This is a genomic window from Embleya sp. NPDC005971 (assembly GCF_040629175.1).
Taxonomy (GTDB): domain Bacteria; phylum Actinomycetota; class Actinomycetes; order Streptomycetales; family Streptomycetaceae; genus Embleya.
On record NZ_JBEXUX010000057.1, the window covers coordinates 16,287 to 28,575 of the forward strand.

Below are 12,289 nucleotides of genomic sequence, written 5' to 3' on the forward strand. Positions count from 1 at the left end.
GCGGGCTCACGACGACACCCCACCACAACTCACCGACGGTTGGGCTTCCGGGGCCGTCGGTAGGGGGCCGGATAGGGGTGTCCGAAGGGGATCGATCGCAACGTCGGGGGTGTTCCCTGCTCGGGCGGGACACACCCGAACACGCCGAGAAGGGGCGGGATTTCGCCGCCCCCGTGACGGTGAAACCCCACCCCTCGGACCACCCGAACGTCCGCCGCCCGCACCGCCGCCCCGTGTCGGCGGTTCCGTGCCACCCGGGCCCGCTGCCCGCACACCACATCCTGGCGGGCCGCACCGACGCCGAGCATCCGCCGGACTACTCGGCCGCGAACCTGAGTACCGAACGGCTGTCCTGAGTATCGACGGGTCCCCGGGTCGGTGCGGGGATTGGCGCGGAGCGCGTCCTCACGCGCCGGCGAGGGCCTCGCGCCACACCGGACTGTCGACGTAGTGGTTGTCGAATCGCTCGGAGGTGGCGCGCAGTTCGGCGACGTCCGCCTCGCCGCGGTGCACCCGCTCCAGGAGCCGGTAGTAGTCGAAGCGGTCCATCCCGGGGGTGAACACGACCAGCATCTTCGCCTCGGTGTCCGGCGCCGGCGCGAAGGCGTGCGGCATGTGCGGCGGCACCAGCAGGAAGTCGCCGGTTTCCAGGGTGACGATCTCCTCACCGAGCAGGATGCGCATCGTGCCCTCGGTGACGTGGAACATCTCACTGGCCCGGGTGTGGAAGTGGGCGGGCGCGCCGGGGGAGCCCTTGTCGAAGGTCGCCAGGTTGGCGGTCATCCCCGGGGTGTCGGCGAGGAGGGTGATCAGGCTGGTGGGACCGTCCTGGACGATCTCCGCCTCCTGGGTGCGGACCAGGATCGGGGCGGCGGTGGTGTTCGAGGCGGGCGTGGACATGGTGGCTCCCGTGGGGTGTGACGAGGTGGGTCGGACGGTGGGCGCCGCTTGTCGTTCGGCTCCGTTCCGCGTTCGTTGGTACCAATCTACGGTGGCTTTCGACCCATGAAGGGGTGCATTTCCCGCACAAAATGATGGGTCAATTTCGAAGGCACCAAGCGCGGTGGTGCGGACACGCCGGCACGTGCCGAGACGCCGGACGGGAGGGGTTTCGCCGCCCCGTGACGGCGAAACCCCTCCCTCGCGCGCATCGGGGCCGCACCATGGCCCGACGGCGCTCCCCGCAGTCGGATCCCGGCGGCCCGGGTGGGTCGAACGGACCTCGGCGGTCGCCGCCGAGGCCGGGTCGGGTGGGTCGGTGATTGCTCGGTGGTCGCTCGGTCGTCGTCCCTCGCCGGTGGCCGCGCGCCCTCGCTGACCAAGTGTCCGCTGTGGGCCGAAGGTCACGCGACCGGTTTCTGCCGGTTTCCGGCCCGGCCCGGACCTCGGTGCACGGTTCGTTCCGCGTCTTGTTCCGCGGCTCGTCGCGCCGGGACCGGGCCCGGCGGTCGATCACTTGCCGTCGATCCGCTCCGCGAGTGCGACGAGCAACTCCCCGACCAGGTTGATGGTCATCCCGTCGATCAGGTTGCCGGCGTCGTCGAAGCGCTCGTGCGACCGGAAGGCGATCACCTCGGGCTTGCCGATCACATCGGTGTGCGTCCAGACGAACACCTGGCGCAAGGCCAGTTGCGCCCGCACCGATCCGAAGTTGGTGGGGGCCGCCCCCATGATGGCGGTCGGCTTGCGCAGCAGCGGCAGGCCCTCGGTTTTGGTCCAGTCGGTGCTCACCCAGTCGATCGCGTTCTTCAGCACACCGGGGATCGAGTAGTTGAACTCCGGTGTGGCGATGAGCAGACCGTCCGCCTCGGTGATCCGCCGGCGCAGGTCGGCGACGACGGCGGGACGATCGTCCGGATTGTCCTGATCCATGTCGTAGGGCGGTATCTCCCGCAATCCTTCGTATATCTCGATGTCCATGCCGCCCGGGGCGAACTTCTGCGCGGCGCGCAGCAGCAGGGTGTTGTGCGACTCGGCCCGCAGGCTGCCGGAAATGCCGAGGATCCTGACGTCACTCATCGCGGGTTCTCCTTCGCAGGGGTGGGTGTCCGGGCGGGCGCGCCTCGTCGAGGTCGCGGCGGAGCGACCGGCGACCCGATCGATCGGCGGCGTCGTGCCCGTTCCGGGTTACAGGAGAAACGTATGACCCGGATGGGGCCGACACCGATGTCCCGACATGCCACACAGGGGACCGATCGCGACACGCGTGCGTCGGTCCGTCGTTCCCGGTCGGCTCGGGCCCGGCGCGGAGCGACCCGGCTCAGCGTGCCGCGGCGGCGGCCAGGTTCTCGAACTCGACGCCGAGGGCCCGGGCCGGCCGGTCGGCCAGTTCGCGATGGGCACGGTCGGTGGTGACGCCGGCCGTGAAGGTGTCGCCGTGGCCGGTGAAGCCGAAGACCACGTTCTGCGCGCCCATCAGCGGTGGTGCCGCGACCAGTTCGACCGCCGGGCGGCCGAGCAGGACCAACGGGGTGCGCGGGCCGGGGATGTTGGTGCAACTGGTGTTCGCATAACCCGCGGACATGGTGATCAGGCCGGCGAGCCGGCTCGCGGGCAGCGGTGATCGGGCGGCGACCTCGATGGCGGTTCGGGCGATGGCGGCCTGCCCGATCGACTTGGCCCGCACGGTCTCGGCGTGGACCCGGGCCAACCGGGCCGGCGGATCCGACTCGTCGAGCGGCAGCGGGATCCGGAAGAAGGACACCACGTTGCCGATCCGGGACGCCTCGTCCGCCGTGCGCATGTTCACCGGGACCAGCGCGGCGACGCGGGGACGGGAGGGGGTCGCCCGGCCCGCCGGGACGGTGCGCAGTGCCCCGGCGACGGCTGCCAGGTAGACGTCGTTGACGGTCGGGCGCACGCTGCCCGGAGCCGCGTGCCGGGCGGCTCGTACCGGTGCCGCGGGCACCGTCACCCAGGCCGCGTGCCGCCCGGCGCCCGGGCGCCCGTTGAACGGCAGGCGTGTGTTCCGCCGCAACACCCGGGCGGCCGTGGCCAGTACACCGCGCACCGAGGCCGGGCGCGGCGGCACCCGGCGCACCGCACCGCCGGGCCACGCTGCCCCCGTTTCGGCGTCCCCGCCCATCAGCCGCTCCAGCAGCCGGATCACCGAGACTCCGTCGGCCACCGCGTGGTGCACCCGCAACAGCACGGCGAACCCGTCGACTTCGGGGCCGGACAGCAGGTACATCCGCCAGGTGTCCACCGTCGACCGCAGTGGTTCGCCGAGCAGTTCGTCGACCGCAGTGGTTCGCCGAGCAGTTCGTCGACCCGCTCGCGCAGCGCGTCCGGGCCGGGCGCGAGCGGCGCGGCGACCACCTGCCGCTCCGGGTCGAGCTCGTCGGCCACGACCCAGTGCGGACGCCCGCGTCGGTGTCCGGTCGGTGTCGGGCCCGCCCGCAGCCGCAGCCGCGGCACCGACTCCCAGCGCGACCGCACCAGTTCGCGCAGGTCGGCCGACCCCGGCGCGTGGCCCCGAAAGCGCACCAGTACGAAGGTCCAGGATCGCCGGGATGCCCGAACCACTCGTGCGCGACGAACGGCAGATCGCCGGGTGCCGGCAGGTGCGGAATCGGCGCGTCGGGTGGCACGTTCCGAACCTCCGGGGTGGGTTCGCGGCGAATCGTGCAGGTCCGGCCGGCCGTCGGTGCGGCGGGCCACCGGGTCGTTCCTGCCTGTGACGCAGACCACATGCATCCTTCCGGGTCGTCGGATGCGTATTGATCAGGGACGGAAGCGGCAGGAAGGGAGGACGGGATGGGCCCACAGGGCCGCGGGGGGTTCACCGAGTTCGCCCGGACCTCGGCGCACCGCCTCTGTCAGACGGCGTATCTGCTGTGCGGCGACTGGCATCTCGCCGAGGACCTCACCCAGATCGCGCTGGAGAAGCTGTACGTGGCCTGGCGTCGGATCGAACACACCGATCAACCACACGCGTACGCCAGGCGGGTGCTCCTGAACGCGTACCTGGACGGCAGACGCCGTCGCAGTTCCACCGAACTGCCCGGTATCGACGCGTCGGCGCTGGAGCGTCGACCCGACCCGTCGGCCGACCCGGATCTCCCGGACGTGCGGATGACGCTGATCGACGCACTGATGCGGCTGTCACCGCGCGATCGGGCGGTGGTGGTCCTGCGCTATTGGGAGGACCACAGCGTGGAGGCGGTCGCCGAGATGCTCGGCATGTCCGGCTCGGCGGTCAAGAGCGCCGGGCCGCGCGCACTGGCCCGATTGCGCGGCACGCTCGAGGTCAACCCGCTGGTGGGCTGAGTCGGCCGACGGGCGCGACCGCGCCCGGGGCATCCATATGTATCGACATGCATTGATATGAACGAGAGAGGGGGTGACCATGGCACGTGACAAGGCAATCCCCGGCCCCGATGTCGGCCCCGACGGCGACGTCGAAACCGACGCCGAGAGCGACCGCGACGTCGAACTCGAACAAGCCTTCCGACGTCGGCTCGACGACGAAATGGCCCACCACGGCAGCCGCCCGATGGCCGACGTGGTGGCCCGCGCGGCGTCCCGAGGGCGCCGGCGCGTCCTGGTCCGGGCCGGGAGCATCGTGGCGTCGGTGGTCGCGGTGGTGGCCGTGGGCGGGGCGGCCACGCTCGCCCTGCAACCCGGCGACACGGATCCCGAGCGGGCGGCGATCCCGGTGCCGACGGTGGCCCGACGCACCGTGCCGGCGGCGGACGGCGGGACCGAGGTCGCCCGGGCGGCGCTCGCCCGAGACCTCGGCACGGTGCTCTCCGGCCTGCTGCCGGCGGGCAACTGGTCGGCGGCGCGCACCGGATACGCCCCGGAGACGGGCATCTCGGCCGAGGTGACCCGGGACGACGGCCTCGGCCCGGTCGGGGTGGTGTCCGTGTCGTTGCGGCCCGGCGACCTGGCGGACTGTCGAGGCGCCCTGCGGACCGCGGGCGAGCGTACGGACGAATTCGGGCTCAAGCACAACATCAAGTGCCTGGCGCCGGAACGGGAGGGCCAGGCGGTGGCGACGGAGGGTGTACAGGGTCCGGACGGCATCTTCCGGGCCCAGGCGCTGTACATGTCGGTCGGTTCGGGCCTGCTGCGGGTGCTCTGGGCCAACGGACCGCTGGACGGGAAGTTCCCGCAGACCGGCAAGCCGAGACCGGCGCTGACCGACCAGCAGGGCGCGGAGATCGCCCGGAGCCCACGTTGGGAACCGGTCGCCCGGCGGCTCCCGGCGACCTTCGTGGGGACCGGGTGAGCGGGCGCGGCACGGGCCGTCGGGCCAAGCCGCGGGCCGGCGACGCCCGAACCGGCGCCCACGCCCGTTCCGCCGGCCGTCCGCGCGCCGTGCGTCGCCTGCTGCTCGGGGTGGGCGTGGCGGCCGTCGCGTGCTGCCTCCTGGCGGTGGTGCCCAGGATCTCCGACGGCGGTGCCCCGACCGTCGACATCGGCGCGACGCCGCTGCCGAGTGCGCGACCGCCCGAGTCGATACCGCTGCCCGAGCAGCCGTCGGCCCAGCGGGACCTGCCGGTTCGGGCACCCGCGTCGCAGGACCCCGACACCCTGGCGGGTCTGCGCTTCCCGTTGGAGCCCACGCTCAAGCTCGGCGGGCGGTTCGTCACGGTGGCGGGCGGCGACACCGGGCCGGGGACCGGCAAGCACCTCGCCTATCGGGTGGAGATCGAGGAGGGCCTCGCGCTGGATGGCACGTTGTTCGCCGCGATGGTGCAGCAGACGCTCAACGATTCGCGCAGTTGGGCCCGGGACGGCCTGACCTTCGATCGCATCGACGACGCGGGCGCGTCCTTCGTGGTGCGGCTGTCCAGTCCCGGCACGCTGCACCGGATCTGCTCTCCCATCGTGGGCGACACCAGCGTGTCCAACGTGTCCTGCAACGCCAACGGAACGCCGTGGGTGATGATCAACGGCTGGCGCTGGGCCCAGGGTTCGACCGCGTACGGCGACGACATCCGCACCTATCGGCAGATGTTGATCAACCACGAGGTGGGCCATCGACTCGGCCGGCAGCACAGCACCCGATGCGGGCCGGGCGGCGTGGCGCCGGTGATGATGCAGCAGACCAAGAGCCGCCGGGCGGACAACGGCAAGGTGTGCGACGCGAATCCGTGGCCGTACCCGACCGGCTGACCGGCCGGCACGGGTCGGATTCCGGCCGGGTTCGACGCGTCGGACTCGGCCGGGTCCGGGGTCAGACGTGTTCGCTGACCAGGATCGCCGAGGTGTCCGGGGCCAGCGCCTCGAAGATGTGCGGGGCATCGCCGGGGTAGGTGATGTAGTCGCCGGGCGCGAGTTCGACCGGGTCCTCGATCGGGCCGACCAGGGCGCGGCCGGTGGCGAGCACCACGTGCTCGACGGTGCCGGGCGGGTGCGGCTCGGAGCTGTGTGGCTCGCCGGGCTGGGCGACGACGCGGTACAGGTCGCGGCGGGCGTGGGGCGGGCAGGTGGCGAGCAGCGTGGCGGCGTAGTCGGCCTGCTCCGAGTGGGCGACCGGACCGTCACCGGCGCGGATCACCCGGACGTTGGAGTGCGGCGGGTCCACCAGCCGGCTCAGCGGTACCCCGAGCGCGACGGCCAGGGCCCACAAGGTCTCCACGCTGGGATTGCCGAGGCCGGCTTCGAGCTGGGACAGCGTGGACTTGGCGATTCGGGCGCGTTTGGCCAGTTCGGTCAGCGACAACCTCGCGCGCTCGCGTTCGCGCCGGGCCGACACCGCGATCAGCGCGATCGGGCCGGTGGGTGGTGCGGGGGAGTCGGGTGCGGGCGTGGGTTCGGGCAGGACGGGACCGGCCAAGTGTTCGCTCCAGAAGTTGTTTCGTTCGGCTTGACGAACGACTGCCACTTCGTTCACTGTACCGGACATGCGTTCGTCATACCGAACACTCGATCGCGGCACCCTCCGCGACATCCTCCTGGTCTGCGTGGCCGACGCCGTGGTCGGTGCGTCCTTCGGCGCCATCGCCGTCACCGGCGGCCTCGATCCGTGGGTACCGATCGTCATGTCGGTGTTCGTGTTCGCCGGCGGCGCCCAGTTCGCCGCCGTCGGGGTGGTCCTCGCCGGTGGCAGCCCGGTGGCGGCCGTCCTGGCCGCACTGGTCCTCAACGCCCGGCTGGTGCCGTTCGGGTTCACCGTCGCGGACGTGCTCGACGACCGGCGCCGGCGGTGGACCCGACTGGCGGGCGCCCACCTGATCACCGACGAGACGGTGGCGTTCGCACTGCGGCACACCGACCCGGCGCGGCGTCGGGCGGTCTTCCGGCTGTGCGGGACGGCCCTGTTCGTCACCTGGAACCTGGCCGTCGCGGGCGGTGCGCTGGCCGGCACCGGCCTCGGCGACCCGACCGCGCTGGGCCTGGACGCGGCCTTCCCCGCCGTACTCCTGGCCCTCGTGCTCCCCACGCTCCGCGACCGCGCGACCCGCAACGCGGCACTGCTCGGCGCCGCCGTCACGCTCGCCGCAACCCCCTACCTGCCGGCCGGAGTGCCGGTACTCCTGGCCCTGCTCGGGCTGATCCCCCACCTGCTCCCACCCCGCCGACCCCCGCTCACCCCGCCCCGGGAGCCGTCCTGATGCCGCTGCTCGCCATCGCCTTCATCGCCGCAGGGACCTACGCCTTCCGCCTGGTCGGTCCCCTCTCCCGAGACCGCATCCACCTGCCCGAGCAGGCGCGGCGACTGCTCGGGATCGCCGCCGCCGTGCTCCTGGTCGCGCTGATCGGCGTCGGCACCCTCACCGAGGGCCACGACTTCGCCGGCTGGTCCAGGCCCGCGGGCGTACTCGCCGCCGCCGTCCTGGCGATTCGCCGCGCACCGTTCCCGGTGGTGGTGCTCACCGCGATCGCCACCACCGCGCTCCTGCGCCTGGCCGGCATGCCCTGACTACCGCCCCGCCGCCGGGAGTTCGGCCCGGCCTCGCGCCGCCGCGCCGCTGTGCGCGGGCGCGGCGGACCGGACCGGTGGCGGGAGCATGGTGGCCGGCGCCCGCCGCCGGTCCGGCCCGGCTCGGTCAGTGCGAGAGGCCGCTGACCAGCGAGTTCATCGTGCTTCCGAGGGCATCGGAGGTCTGGGAGCCCTGGCCCGCCGGGGCCTTGCGGTCCGAGGTGTTCAGCGCGATGTCCTGGCCGGTGCCGGCGTTGGCGACCGGTGCGGTGAGGGCGGCGGTGCCCGCGGTGAGCAGGAGGGCGGCCAGCATGCGTCGAGTGTGCGTCATGTCCCCTTCAACGGCGGGACCGCCACACCGGCTACGCCCTGTCACCCGGCCGGACCATTCACCCGGCCCCACCCGCTTTCCCGGCCGCCGGTGGCCGCGCCCGCCGCGCCTCGATCAGGAATCGGGTCGAGTGCGCGACGAACGGTCCGTCGCGCCGGATGAGTTCGTGCAGCTCGTGGAGCCGGTCCCGGTAGGCCGGCACGGTGAAGCCGGGCACCATCCAGATCACCTTGCGCAGGAAGTAGACGACCGCGCCGATGTCGAAGAACTCCATCCGCAATCGCTCCGGGCGCAGATCGACGATCTCCAGGCCGGCCGCCCGGGCGTCGGCGCTCTCGATGTCGGGGTGTCGGCTCTTGCGGGCCTCGGGCTGCGGTCCGAGGAAGTATTCGACCAGTTCGAACACCGAGGCGGGCCCGACGTGCTGCGCGAAGTAGGTGCCGCCGGGGCGGAGTACGCGGGCGATCTCGGCCCACCACACCGACGCGGGATGCCGGCTGGTGACCAGATCGAAGGCGGCGTCGGCGAACGGCAGCGGCGGCTCGTCCGGGTCGGCGACCACGACCGCGCCGAGCGGGTGCAGCAGCCGGGTCGCCTTGGCCACGTTCGGCGGCCAGGACTCGGTGGCGACCATCGTGGCCGGCAACTTCGGTGCGCCGGCCAGCACCTCGCCACCACCGGTCTGGATGTCCAGCGCGGCCGACACACCGGCCAGCCGTTCGCCCATCAGGCGCTGATAGCCCCACGAGGGGCGTGCCTCGGTGGCCCGCCCGGCCAGCCAGGAGAAGTCCCAGCCGTCCACGGAGGCCGCCTCGGCCTCGGCCAACAGATCTTCGAAGGTACGTGACATACCCGAATCGATACCGCGAAGCGGCAGCCGTGCCAAGCGCATATCCGACCGGCCCGTCGGCCCGGCCGAATGCGTCGCGACGCCGGGCGCACCCTTCCGGACGCCGGGCTCACCCCTCCAGCAGGGCCTGCCCGAGATACTCGCCCGGTAGACAACCGCCCGGCGCGACATACAGACCGGACGCCTCGTGGACGGTGTAGCGGGACAGCGCGTCGCCGCGCGCGAGCCGCTGTTGTACGGGTACGAACGCGCGGTGCGGGTCGCGTTGCCAGGCCAGGAAGAGCAGGCCCGCGTCCGGCGTGCCGTCGGCGCGCGGGCCGTCGTCGTAGGACCAGCCCCGGCGCAACATCGTGGCCCCCGCGTTGAATCGGGGCGCGCCGAGCCGCACATGCGCGTTGGCCGCGATCGCCGGTGCACCGCCGGGGCCCGCGGCGTCGAAGTCGGCGGGCGTGTGCTCGGTGCCGCCGGTCAGCGGCGCGCCGTCGGACAACCGGCGGCCGATCACCTGTTCGCGGTGCTCGCGCGGCAGCGTCTCCCAGTGATCCAGCAACATCCGGATCCGGCGCAGCACCAGGTACGACCCGCCCACCAGCCACGCGGGCGCGCCGGCCGCGGGCACGAGCACGTCCGCGACCGCGTCCGGGTTGGCCGTACCGTCGATCTGGCCCATCAGGTTGCGCCGGCTGTCCGGTGACGCGAAGCCGCGCATCCGCCACCGCTCGCGGGCCGCACCGGCGGCCGACCGGCGCAGCGCCCGCAGCGCCGCGGTGACCACGATCGGGTCGTCGGCGGCGAGTTGGAGCACGAGGTCGCCGTCGCCGTGTGCGGGGTCGAGCTCGTCGCCGGGAAAGGCCGGGATCGCGCGCAGTTCGGCCGGCGGGGGCGAGCCCACACCCGCGAACAGGCCCGCCCCGAAGGCGAAGGTGACGGTGAGCGCCGCCGGCCCCGCGCCGCGCAGGACGTCGGCGTCGATGCCCGCGCCGGTCGCCGCCCCGGCATCGAGCGGCGCGCCCCGGGTCAGCCGGGCCGTCGCATCGGTCCACCGACGCAGCAACTCCCGCACGCCCGCCCGGTCGACGGTGGGCCGCAGGTCGAACGAGGCCAGCACCGCGTAGGGCTGACGGCGGGTCAGGATGCCCGCCTGGGTCGGCCCGTGGAAGGGGATCACCGCGTCCGCGCCGGATGTTCGCGCCCGGCCCGGCACCGCCGCGCCGGCCGGCTCGCCGGCGACGAAGGCACCGGTGCCGGCCGCGAGCAGACCGCGCCGACTCAGCGGGTGCTCAACGGCCACTGTCGACCGGTTCGTCCACGCTGCCCACGTACAACGCGTTCAACTCGGAGACGTAGCGTCCGCCCCGGGTGTCCTGCGGCACCACCAGGTGCGGCCCGGCGGCGTCCTCGTACGGGACGCCGTCCTCGCTGACCGCGAGCAGGATTTGGCTCCGGGCGAAGCCGGGGTCGAGTTCGGCCCACGCGAACGCGGCCCGGTAGTTGCCGCCGCCGGTCGCCGCGACGAACAACCGCAGATTGCCGTTCTTGACGGCCGGGTCGACGGTCGGGCCGGTGGCGTTCAGCACGTCGTACAGCGGGACGCCCTCGTAGGTGTGCTTCTGGGCGCCCTTGGCACTGCCGTACTCCACGGTCGCGCTCACCCGAGGCAGCTTGCGCAGGTCGGCCAGGGTGAGCGTGCCGGGCCGGGCGACCTTGCCCCGGATCACCACCTCTCCGGGCTTGGCGGGCGCGAGGGGCGCGGCCGGGGCGGCGGCCGCGGGCGGCGGCGCGGTCGCGGATTTCCTCGCCGGGGCGGAATCGTTCTTCGAATCGCCGCACCCGGCGACGAGCACGGCCAGCACCGAGCCGGCGACGGCGATGCGGACGGATCGGTGTCTGGGCATGGCGAAGTCCCCCACGGCAGCGACTGGATCGAGCTCGCAGGTGCGAGCGACAAGGCGCAACAATATGTTGAACTGCCAGGCAAAGGGAAGATATGCCTTGCAGATGCGACTATCGGAAGTCCGATCCGGGTCGCATCTGCGGCCCCTCGCATGTGGTGTCTCGGAGCGTGCCTAGCCGACGAACTCGCGGTCTCCGTAGTGGATCGTGGCCTTGGACCAGTCGCCGCCCAGGGTGCCGACGAAGCGCTGGACCAGGGCCAGGTCCGCCCGGTCGGCGACCAGGATCAGCTTGCCGCCCCGGACGGTGACCGAGCCGCCGAACAGCCGGTCGCGCGCCTCGGGATCGGCGACCAGGCCGTCGTGCAGCCGCCGTACGTCCACGCCCGGCACCTCGACCTCGATCGCGTCCGCGCGCGGCGAGTCGACGCGCAGGTATTCGAAGGTCAGTACCGACTCCTGGGCGAAGCGCTTGCGCAGAATCTCCGCCACGTGGGCGAGTTGCGCGGCGTCGATGTCGTCGACGTCGAACTCGCGCGAGCGTTCATACGTGGTGTTCTGCAACTCGCCGGACCAGAACACACCGTCGAGCAGTGAGGACTTCTCCGGATCGGCGCCGTGGGCGCGGATGATCGCGCGCACCTCGCAGGCGAACCCGGTCAATCGGGTGTTCAGTCGCGGGTCGTTCGGGTCGCTGATCACGGCGGTGTTGTTCGTCACGAAGATCTCCGCCTCCGGCAGGTGCCGGCGGGTGTGCCCGGGCGACGCGTCGGCCGCGCACGACGGACCGTGCGAGTCGGCGGCGACCGCGGTCTGGGCACCGCCGGCGCCGATGGTGATACCGAAGGCGAGAACGAGGGCGGCAGGCCAACGCTTCATCGAGGTTCCCCCTGAGGTCGGGTGCTGCGAACACCGGTGCTGCCGAACGGCAGTGGTGCGCGGGAAAACCTACAAAAAGGGACGGTGGCCGCACGAGCCGGGGCACCCGCCGGGACGTCGGTCCCGGGGGTGCCCCGGTCGTCATGCGAGCGGGTCGCGACGCGTCAGCCCGTGCTGACGGTGACGTTCTCCGCCTGCGGGCCCTTGGGGCCCTGGACGACGTCGAACTCGACCTTGTCGTTCTCCTCCAGTTGCCGGAAGCCCGTGCTCTGGATGGCCGAGAAGTGCACGAACACGTCCGGGCCCTTGTCGTCTTGTTCGATGAAGCCGTAGCCCTTGTCCGGGTTGAACCACTTCACCTTGCCTGTAGCCATCGTTCCATTCCTTCACCTGATGCCACGACGTGTCGTCGAGAACGCGCCGACCGGAGCCTTGTCGCGACTTCGGCCCCCGAGATTTCCCGG

The 12,289-nt window shown here is 72.6% G+C and carries 16 protein-coding genes; 6 read left to right on the forward strand and 10 right to left on the reverse strand.

The genetic code is table 11. The annotated features are described in order from the left end of the window. Nucleotides 1-233: 233 nt before the first annotated feature. The gene (locus tag ABZ374_RS36110; RefSeq protein ID WP_360319496.1) at nt 234-356 is read left to right on the forward strand and encodes a hypothetical protein; all 123 of its coding nucleotides are present in this window, start codon (nt 234-236) and stop codon (nt 354-356) included. A gap of 49 nt (nt 357-405) precedes the next feature. On the opposite strand, the gene ABZ374_RS36115 is transcribed toward ABZ374_RS36110, so the two are convergent. The 3 genes from ABZ374_RS36115 to ABZ374_RS36125 form a co-directional block, all read right to left on the reverse strand. Continuing rightward, nucleotides 406-900, reverse strand: a complete 495-nt coding sequence (locus ABZ374_RS36115; protein WP_360319498.1) for a cupin domain-containing protein — start codon at nt 898-900, stop codon at nt 406-408. Between the two features lie 552 nt (nt 901-1,452). Next, on the reverse strand, nt 1,453-2,019 hold the full coding sequence (locus ABZ374_RS36120; protein WP_360319499.1) for an NADPH-dependent FMN reductase: 567 nt from the start codon (nt 2,017-2,019) through the stop codon (nt 1,453-1,455). Nucleotides 2,020-2,260: 241 nt separating this feature from the next. Further along, a complete protein-coding gene (locus tag ABZ374_RS36125; RefSeq protein WP_360319501.1) occupies nt 2,261-3,766 on the reverse strand; it encodes a WS/DGAT domain-containing protein in 1,506 nt (501 codons plus the stop codon). Between ABZ374_RS36125 and ABZ374_RS36130 the strand changes: the two genes are divergently transcribed. The 3 genes from ABZ374_RS36130 to ABZ374_RS36140 all read left to right on the forward strand — a co-directional run bounded on the left by ABZ374_RS36130 (nt 3,757) and on the right by ABZ374_RS36140 (nt 6,123). Further along, nucleotides 3,757-4,269 (forward strand): SigE family RNA polymerase sigma factor, encoded by a 513-nt coding sequence (locus ABZ374_RS36130; RefSeq protein ID WP_360319503.1) that lies wholly within the window; start codon nt 3,757-3,759, stop codon nt 4,267-4,269. The genes ABZ374_RS36125 and ABZ374_RS36130 overlap by 10 nt on opposite strands. A 79-nt stretch (nt 4,270-4,348) precedes the next feature. After that, nucleotides 4,349-5,233, forward strand: coding sequence for a hypothetical protein (locus tag ABZ374_RS36135; RefSeq protein WP_360319505.1), 885 nt, complete (start codon nt 4,349-4,351; stop codon nt 5,231-5,233). Next, a complete protein-coding gene (locus tag ABZ374_RS36140) occupies nt 5,230-6,123 on the forward strand; it encodes a DUF3152 domain-containing protein (RefSeq protein ID WP_360319507.1) in 894 nt (297 codons plus the stop codon). The genes ABZ374_RS36135 and ABZ374_RS36140 overlap by 4 nt, the downstream gene beginning before the upstream one ends. 61 nt (nt 6,124-6,184) lie before the next feature. Here ABZ374_RS36140 and ABZ374_RS36145 read toward each other — a convergent pair whose 3' ends face one another. After that, a complete protein-coding gene (locus ABZ374_RS36145) occupies nt 6,185-6,772 on the reverse strand; it encodes a helix-turn-helix domain-containing protein (RefSeq protein WP_360319580.1) in 588 nt (195 codons plus the stop codon). An 82-nt stretch (nt 6,773-6,854) separates the two neighbouring features. Between ABZ374_RS36145 and ABZ374_RS36150 the strand changes: the two genes are divergently transcribed. Both ABZ374_RS36150 and ABZ374_RS36155 read left to right on the forward strand, forming a co-directional pair. Continuing rightward, the gene (locus tag ABZ374_RS36150; protein WP_360319509.1) at nt 6,855-7,565 is read left to right on the forward strand and encodes an AzlC family ABC transporter permease; all 711 of its coding nucleotides are present in this window, start codon (nt 6,855-6,857) and stop codon (nt 7,563-7,565) included. Continuing rightward, nucleotides 7,565-7,873: an AzlD domain-containing protein gene (locus tag ABZ374_RS36155; protein WP_360319510.1), complete on the forward strand. Its 309-nt coding sequence runs from the start codon at nt 7,565-7,567 to the stop codon at nt 7,871-7,873. The genes ABZ374_RS36150 and ABZ374_RS36155 overlap by 1 nt, the downstream gene beginning before the upstream one ends. A gap of 127 nt (nt 7,874-8,000) precedes the next feature. On the opposite strand, the gene ABZ374_RS36160 is transcribed toward ABZ374_RS36155, so the two are convergent. From ABZ374_RS36160 to ABZ374_RS36185, 6 genes are all read right to left on the reverse strand, one after another. Next, nucleotides 8,001-8,204: a hypothetical protein gene (locus ABZ374_RS36160; RefSeq protein WP_360319512.1), complete on the reverse strand. Its 204-nt coding sequence runs from the start codon at nt 8,202-8,204 to the stop codon at nt 8,001-8,003. 58 nt (nt 8,205-8,262) lie between these two features. Beyond that, nucleotides 8,263-9,054 carry a class I SAM-dependent methyltransferase gene (locus ABZ374_RS36165; RefSeq protein WP_360319514.1) on the reverse strand — a complete coding sequence of 264 codons (792 nt, stop codon included), beginning with the start codon at nt 9,052-9,054 and terminating at the stop codon, nt 8,263-8,265. Between the two features lie 109 nt (nt 9,055-9,163). Then, nucleotides 9,164-10,345: a Dyp-type peroxidase gene (locus tag ABZ374_RS36170; RefSeq protein WP_360319516.1), complete on the reverse strand. Its 1,182-nt coding sequence runs from the start codon at nt 10,343-10,345 to the stop codon at nt 9,164-9,166. Continuing rightward, on the reverse strand, nt 10,335-10,949 hold the full coding sequence (locus ABZ374_RS36175) for a molybdopterin-dependent oxidoreductase (protein WP_360319518.1): 615 nt from the start codon (nt 10,947-10,949) through the stop codon (nt 10,335-10,337). The genes ABZ374_RS36170 and ABZ374_RS36175 overlap by 11 nt, the downstream gene beginning before the upstream one ends. 171 nt (nt 10,950-11,120) lie before the next feature. Next, nucleotides 11,121-11,825: a hypothetical protein gene (locus ABZ374_RS36180; RefSeq protein WP_360319520.1), complete on the reverse strand. Its 705-nt coding sequence runs from the start codon at nt 11,823-11,825 to the stop codon at nt 11,121-11,123. Between the two features lie 164 nt (nt 11,826-11,989). Continuing rightward, entirely contained in the window at nt 11,990-12,199 is a 210-nt protein-coding gene (locus ABZ374_RS36185) for a cold-shock protein (RefSeq protein WP_360319522.1), read from the reverse strand. Between the last annotated feature and the right edge of the window lie 90 nt (nt 12,200-12,289).

Excerpts from the sequence above, each read along its gene's own strand:
- ABZ374_RS36115 (WP_360319498.1), bottom strand. The coding sequence starts at position 900 with ATGTCCACGCCCGCCTCGAACACCACCGCCGCCCCGATCCTGGTCCGC.
- ABZ374_RS36120 (WP_360319499.1), bottom strand. The coding sequence starts at position 2,019 with ATGAGTGACGTCAGGATCCTCGGCATTTCCGGCAGCCTGCGGGCCGAG.
- ABZ374_RS36130 (WP_360319503.1), top strand. The coding sequence starts at position 3,757 with ATGGGCCCACAGGGCCGCGGGGGGTTCACCGAGTTCGCCCGGACCTCG.
- ABZ374_RS36135 (WP_360319505.1), top strand. The coding sequence starts at position 4,349 with ATGGCACGTGACAAGGCAATCCCCGGCCCCGATGTCGGCCCCGACGGC.
- ABZ374_RS36150 (WP_360319509.1), top strand. The coding sequence starts at position 6,855 with ATGCGTTCGTCATACCGAACACTCGATCGCGGCACCCTCCGCGACATC.
- ABZ374_RS36155 (WP_360319510.1), top strand. The coding sequence starts at position 7,565 with ATGCCGCTGCTCGCCATCGCCTTCATCGCCGCAGGGACCTACGCCTTC.
- ABZ374_RS36160 (WP_360319512.1), bottom strand. The coding sequence starts at position 8,204 with ATGACGCACACTCGACGCATGCTGGCCGCCCTCCTGCTCACCGCGGGC.
- ABZ374_RS36165 (WP_360319514.1), bottom strand. The coding sequence starts at position 9,054 with ATGTCACGTACCTTCGAAGATCTGTTGGCCGAGGCCGAGGCGGCCTCC.
- ABZ374_RS36175 (WP_360319518.1), bottom strand. The coding sequence starts at position 10,949 with ATGCCCAGACACCGATCCGTCCGCATCGCCGTCGCCGGCTCGGTGCTG.
- ABZ374_RS36180 (WP_360319520.1), bottom strand. The coding sequence starts at position 11,825 with ATGAAGCGTTGGCCTGCCGCCCTCGTTCTCGCCTTCGGTATCACCATC.
- ABZ374_RS36185 (WP_360319522.1), bottom strand. The coding sequence starts at position 12,199 with ATGGCTACAGGCAAGGTGAAGTGGTTCAACCCGGACAAGGGCTACGGC.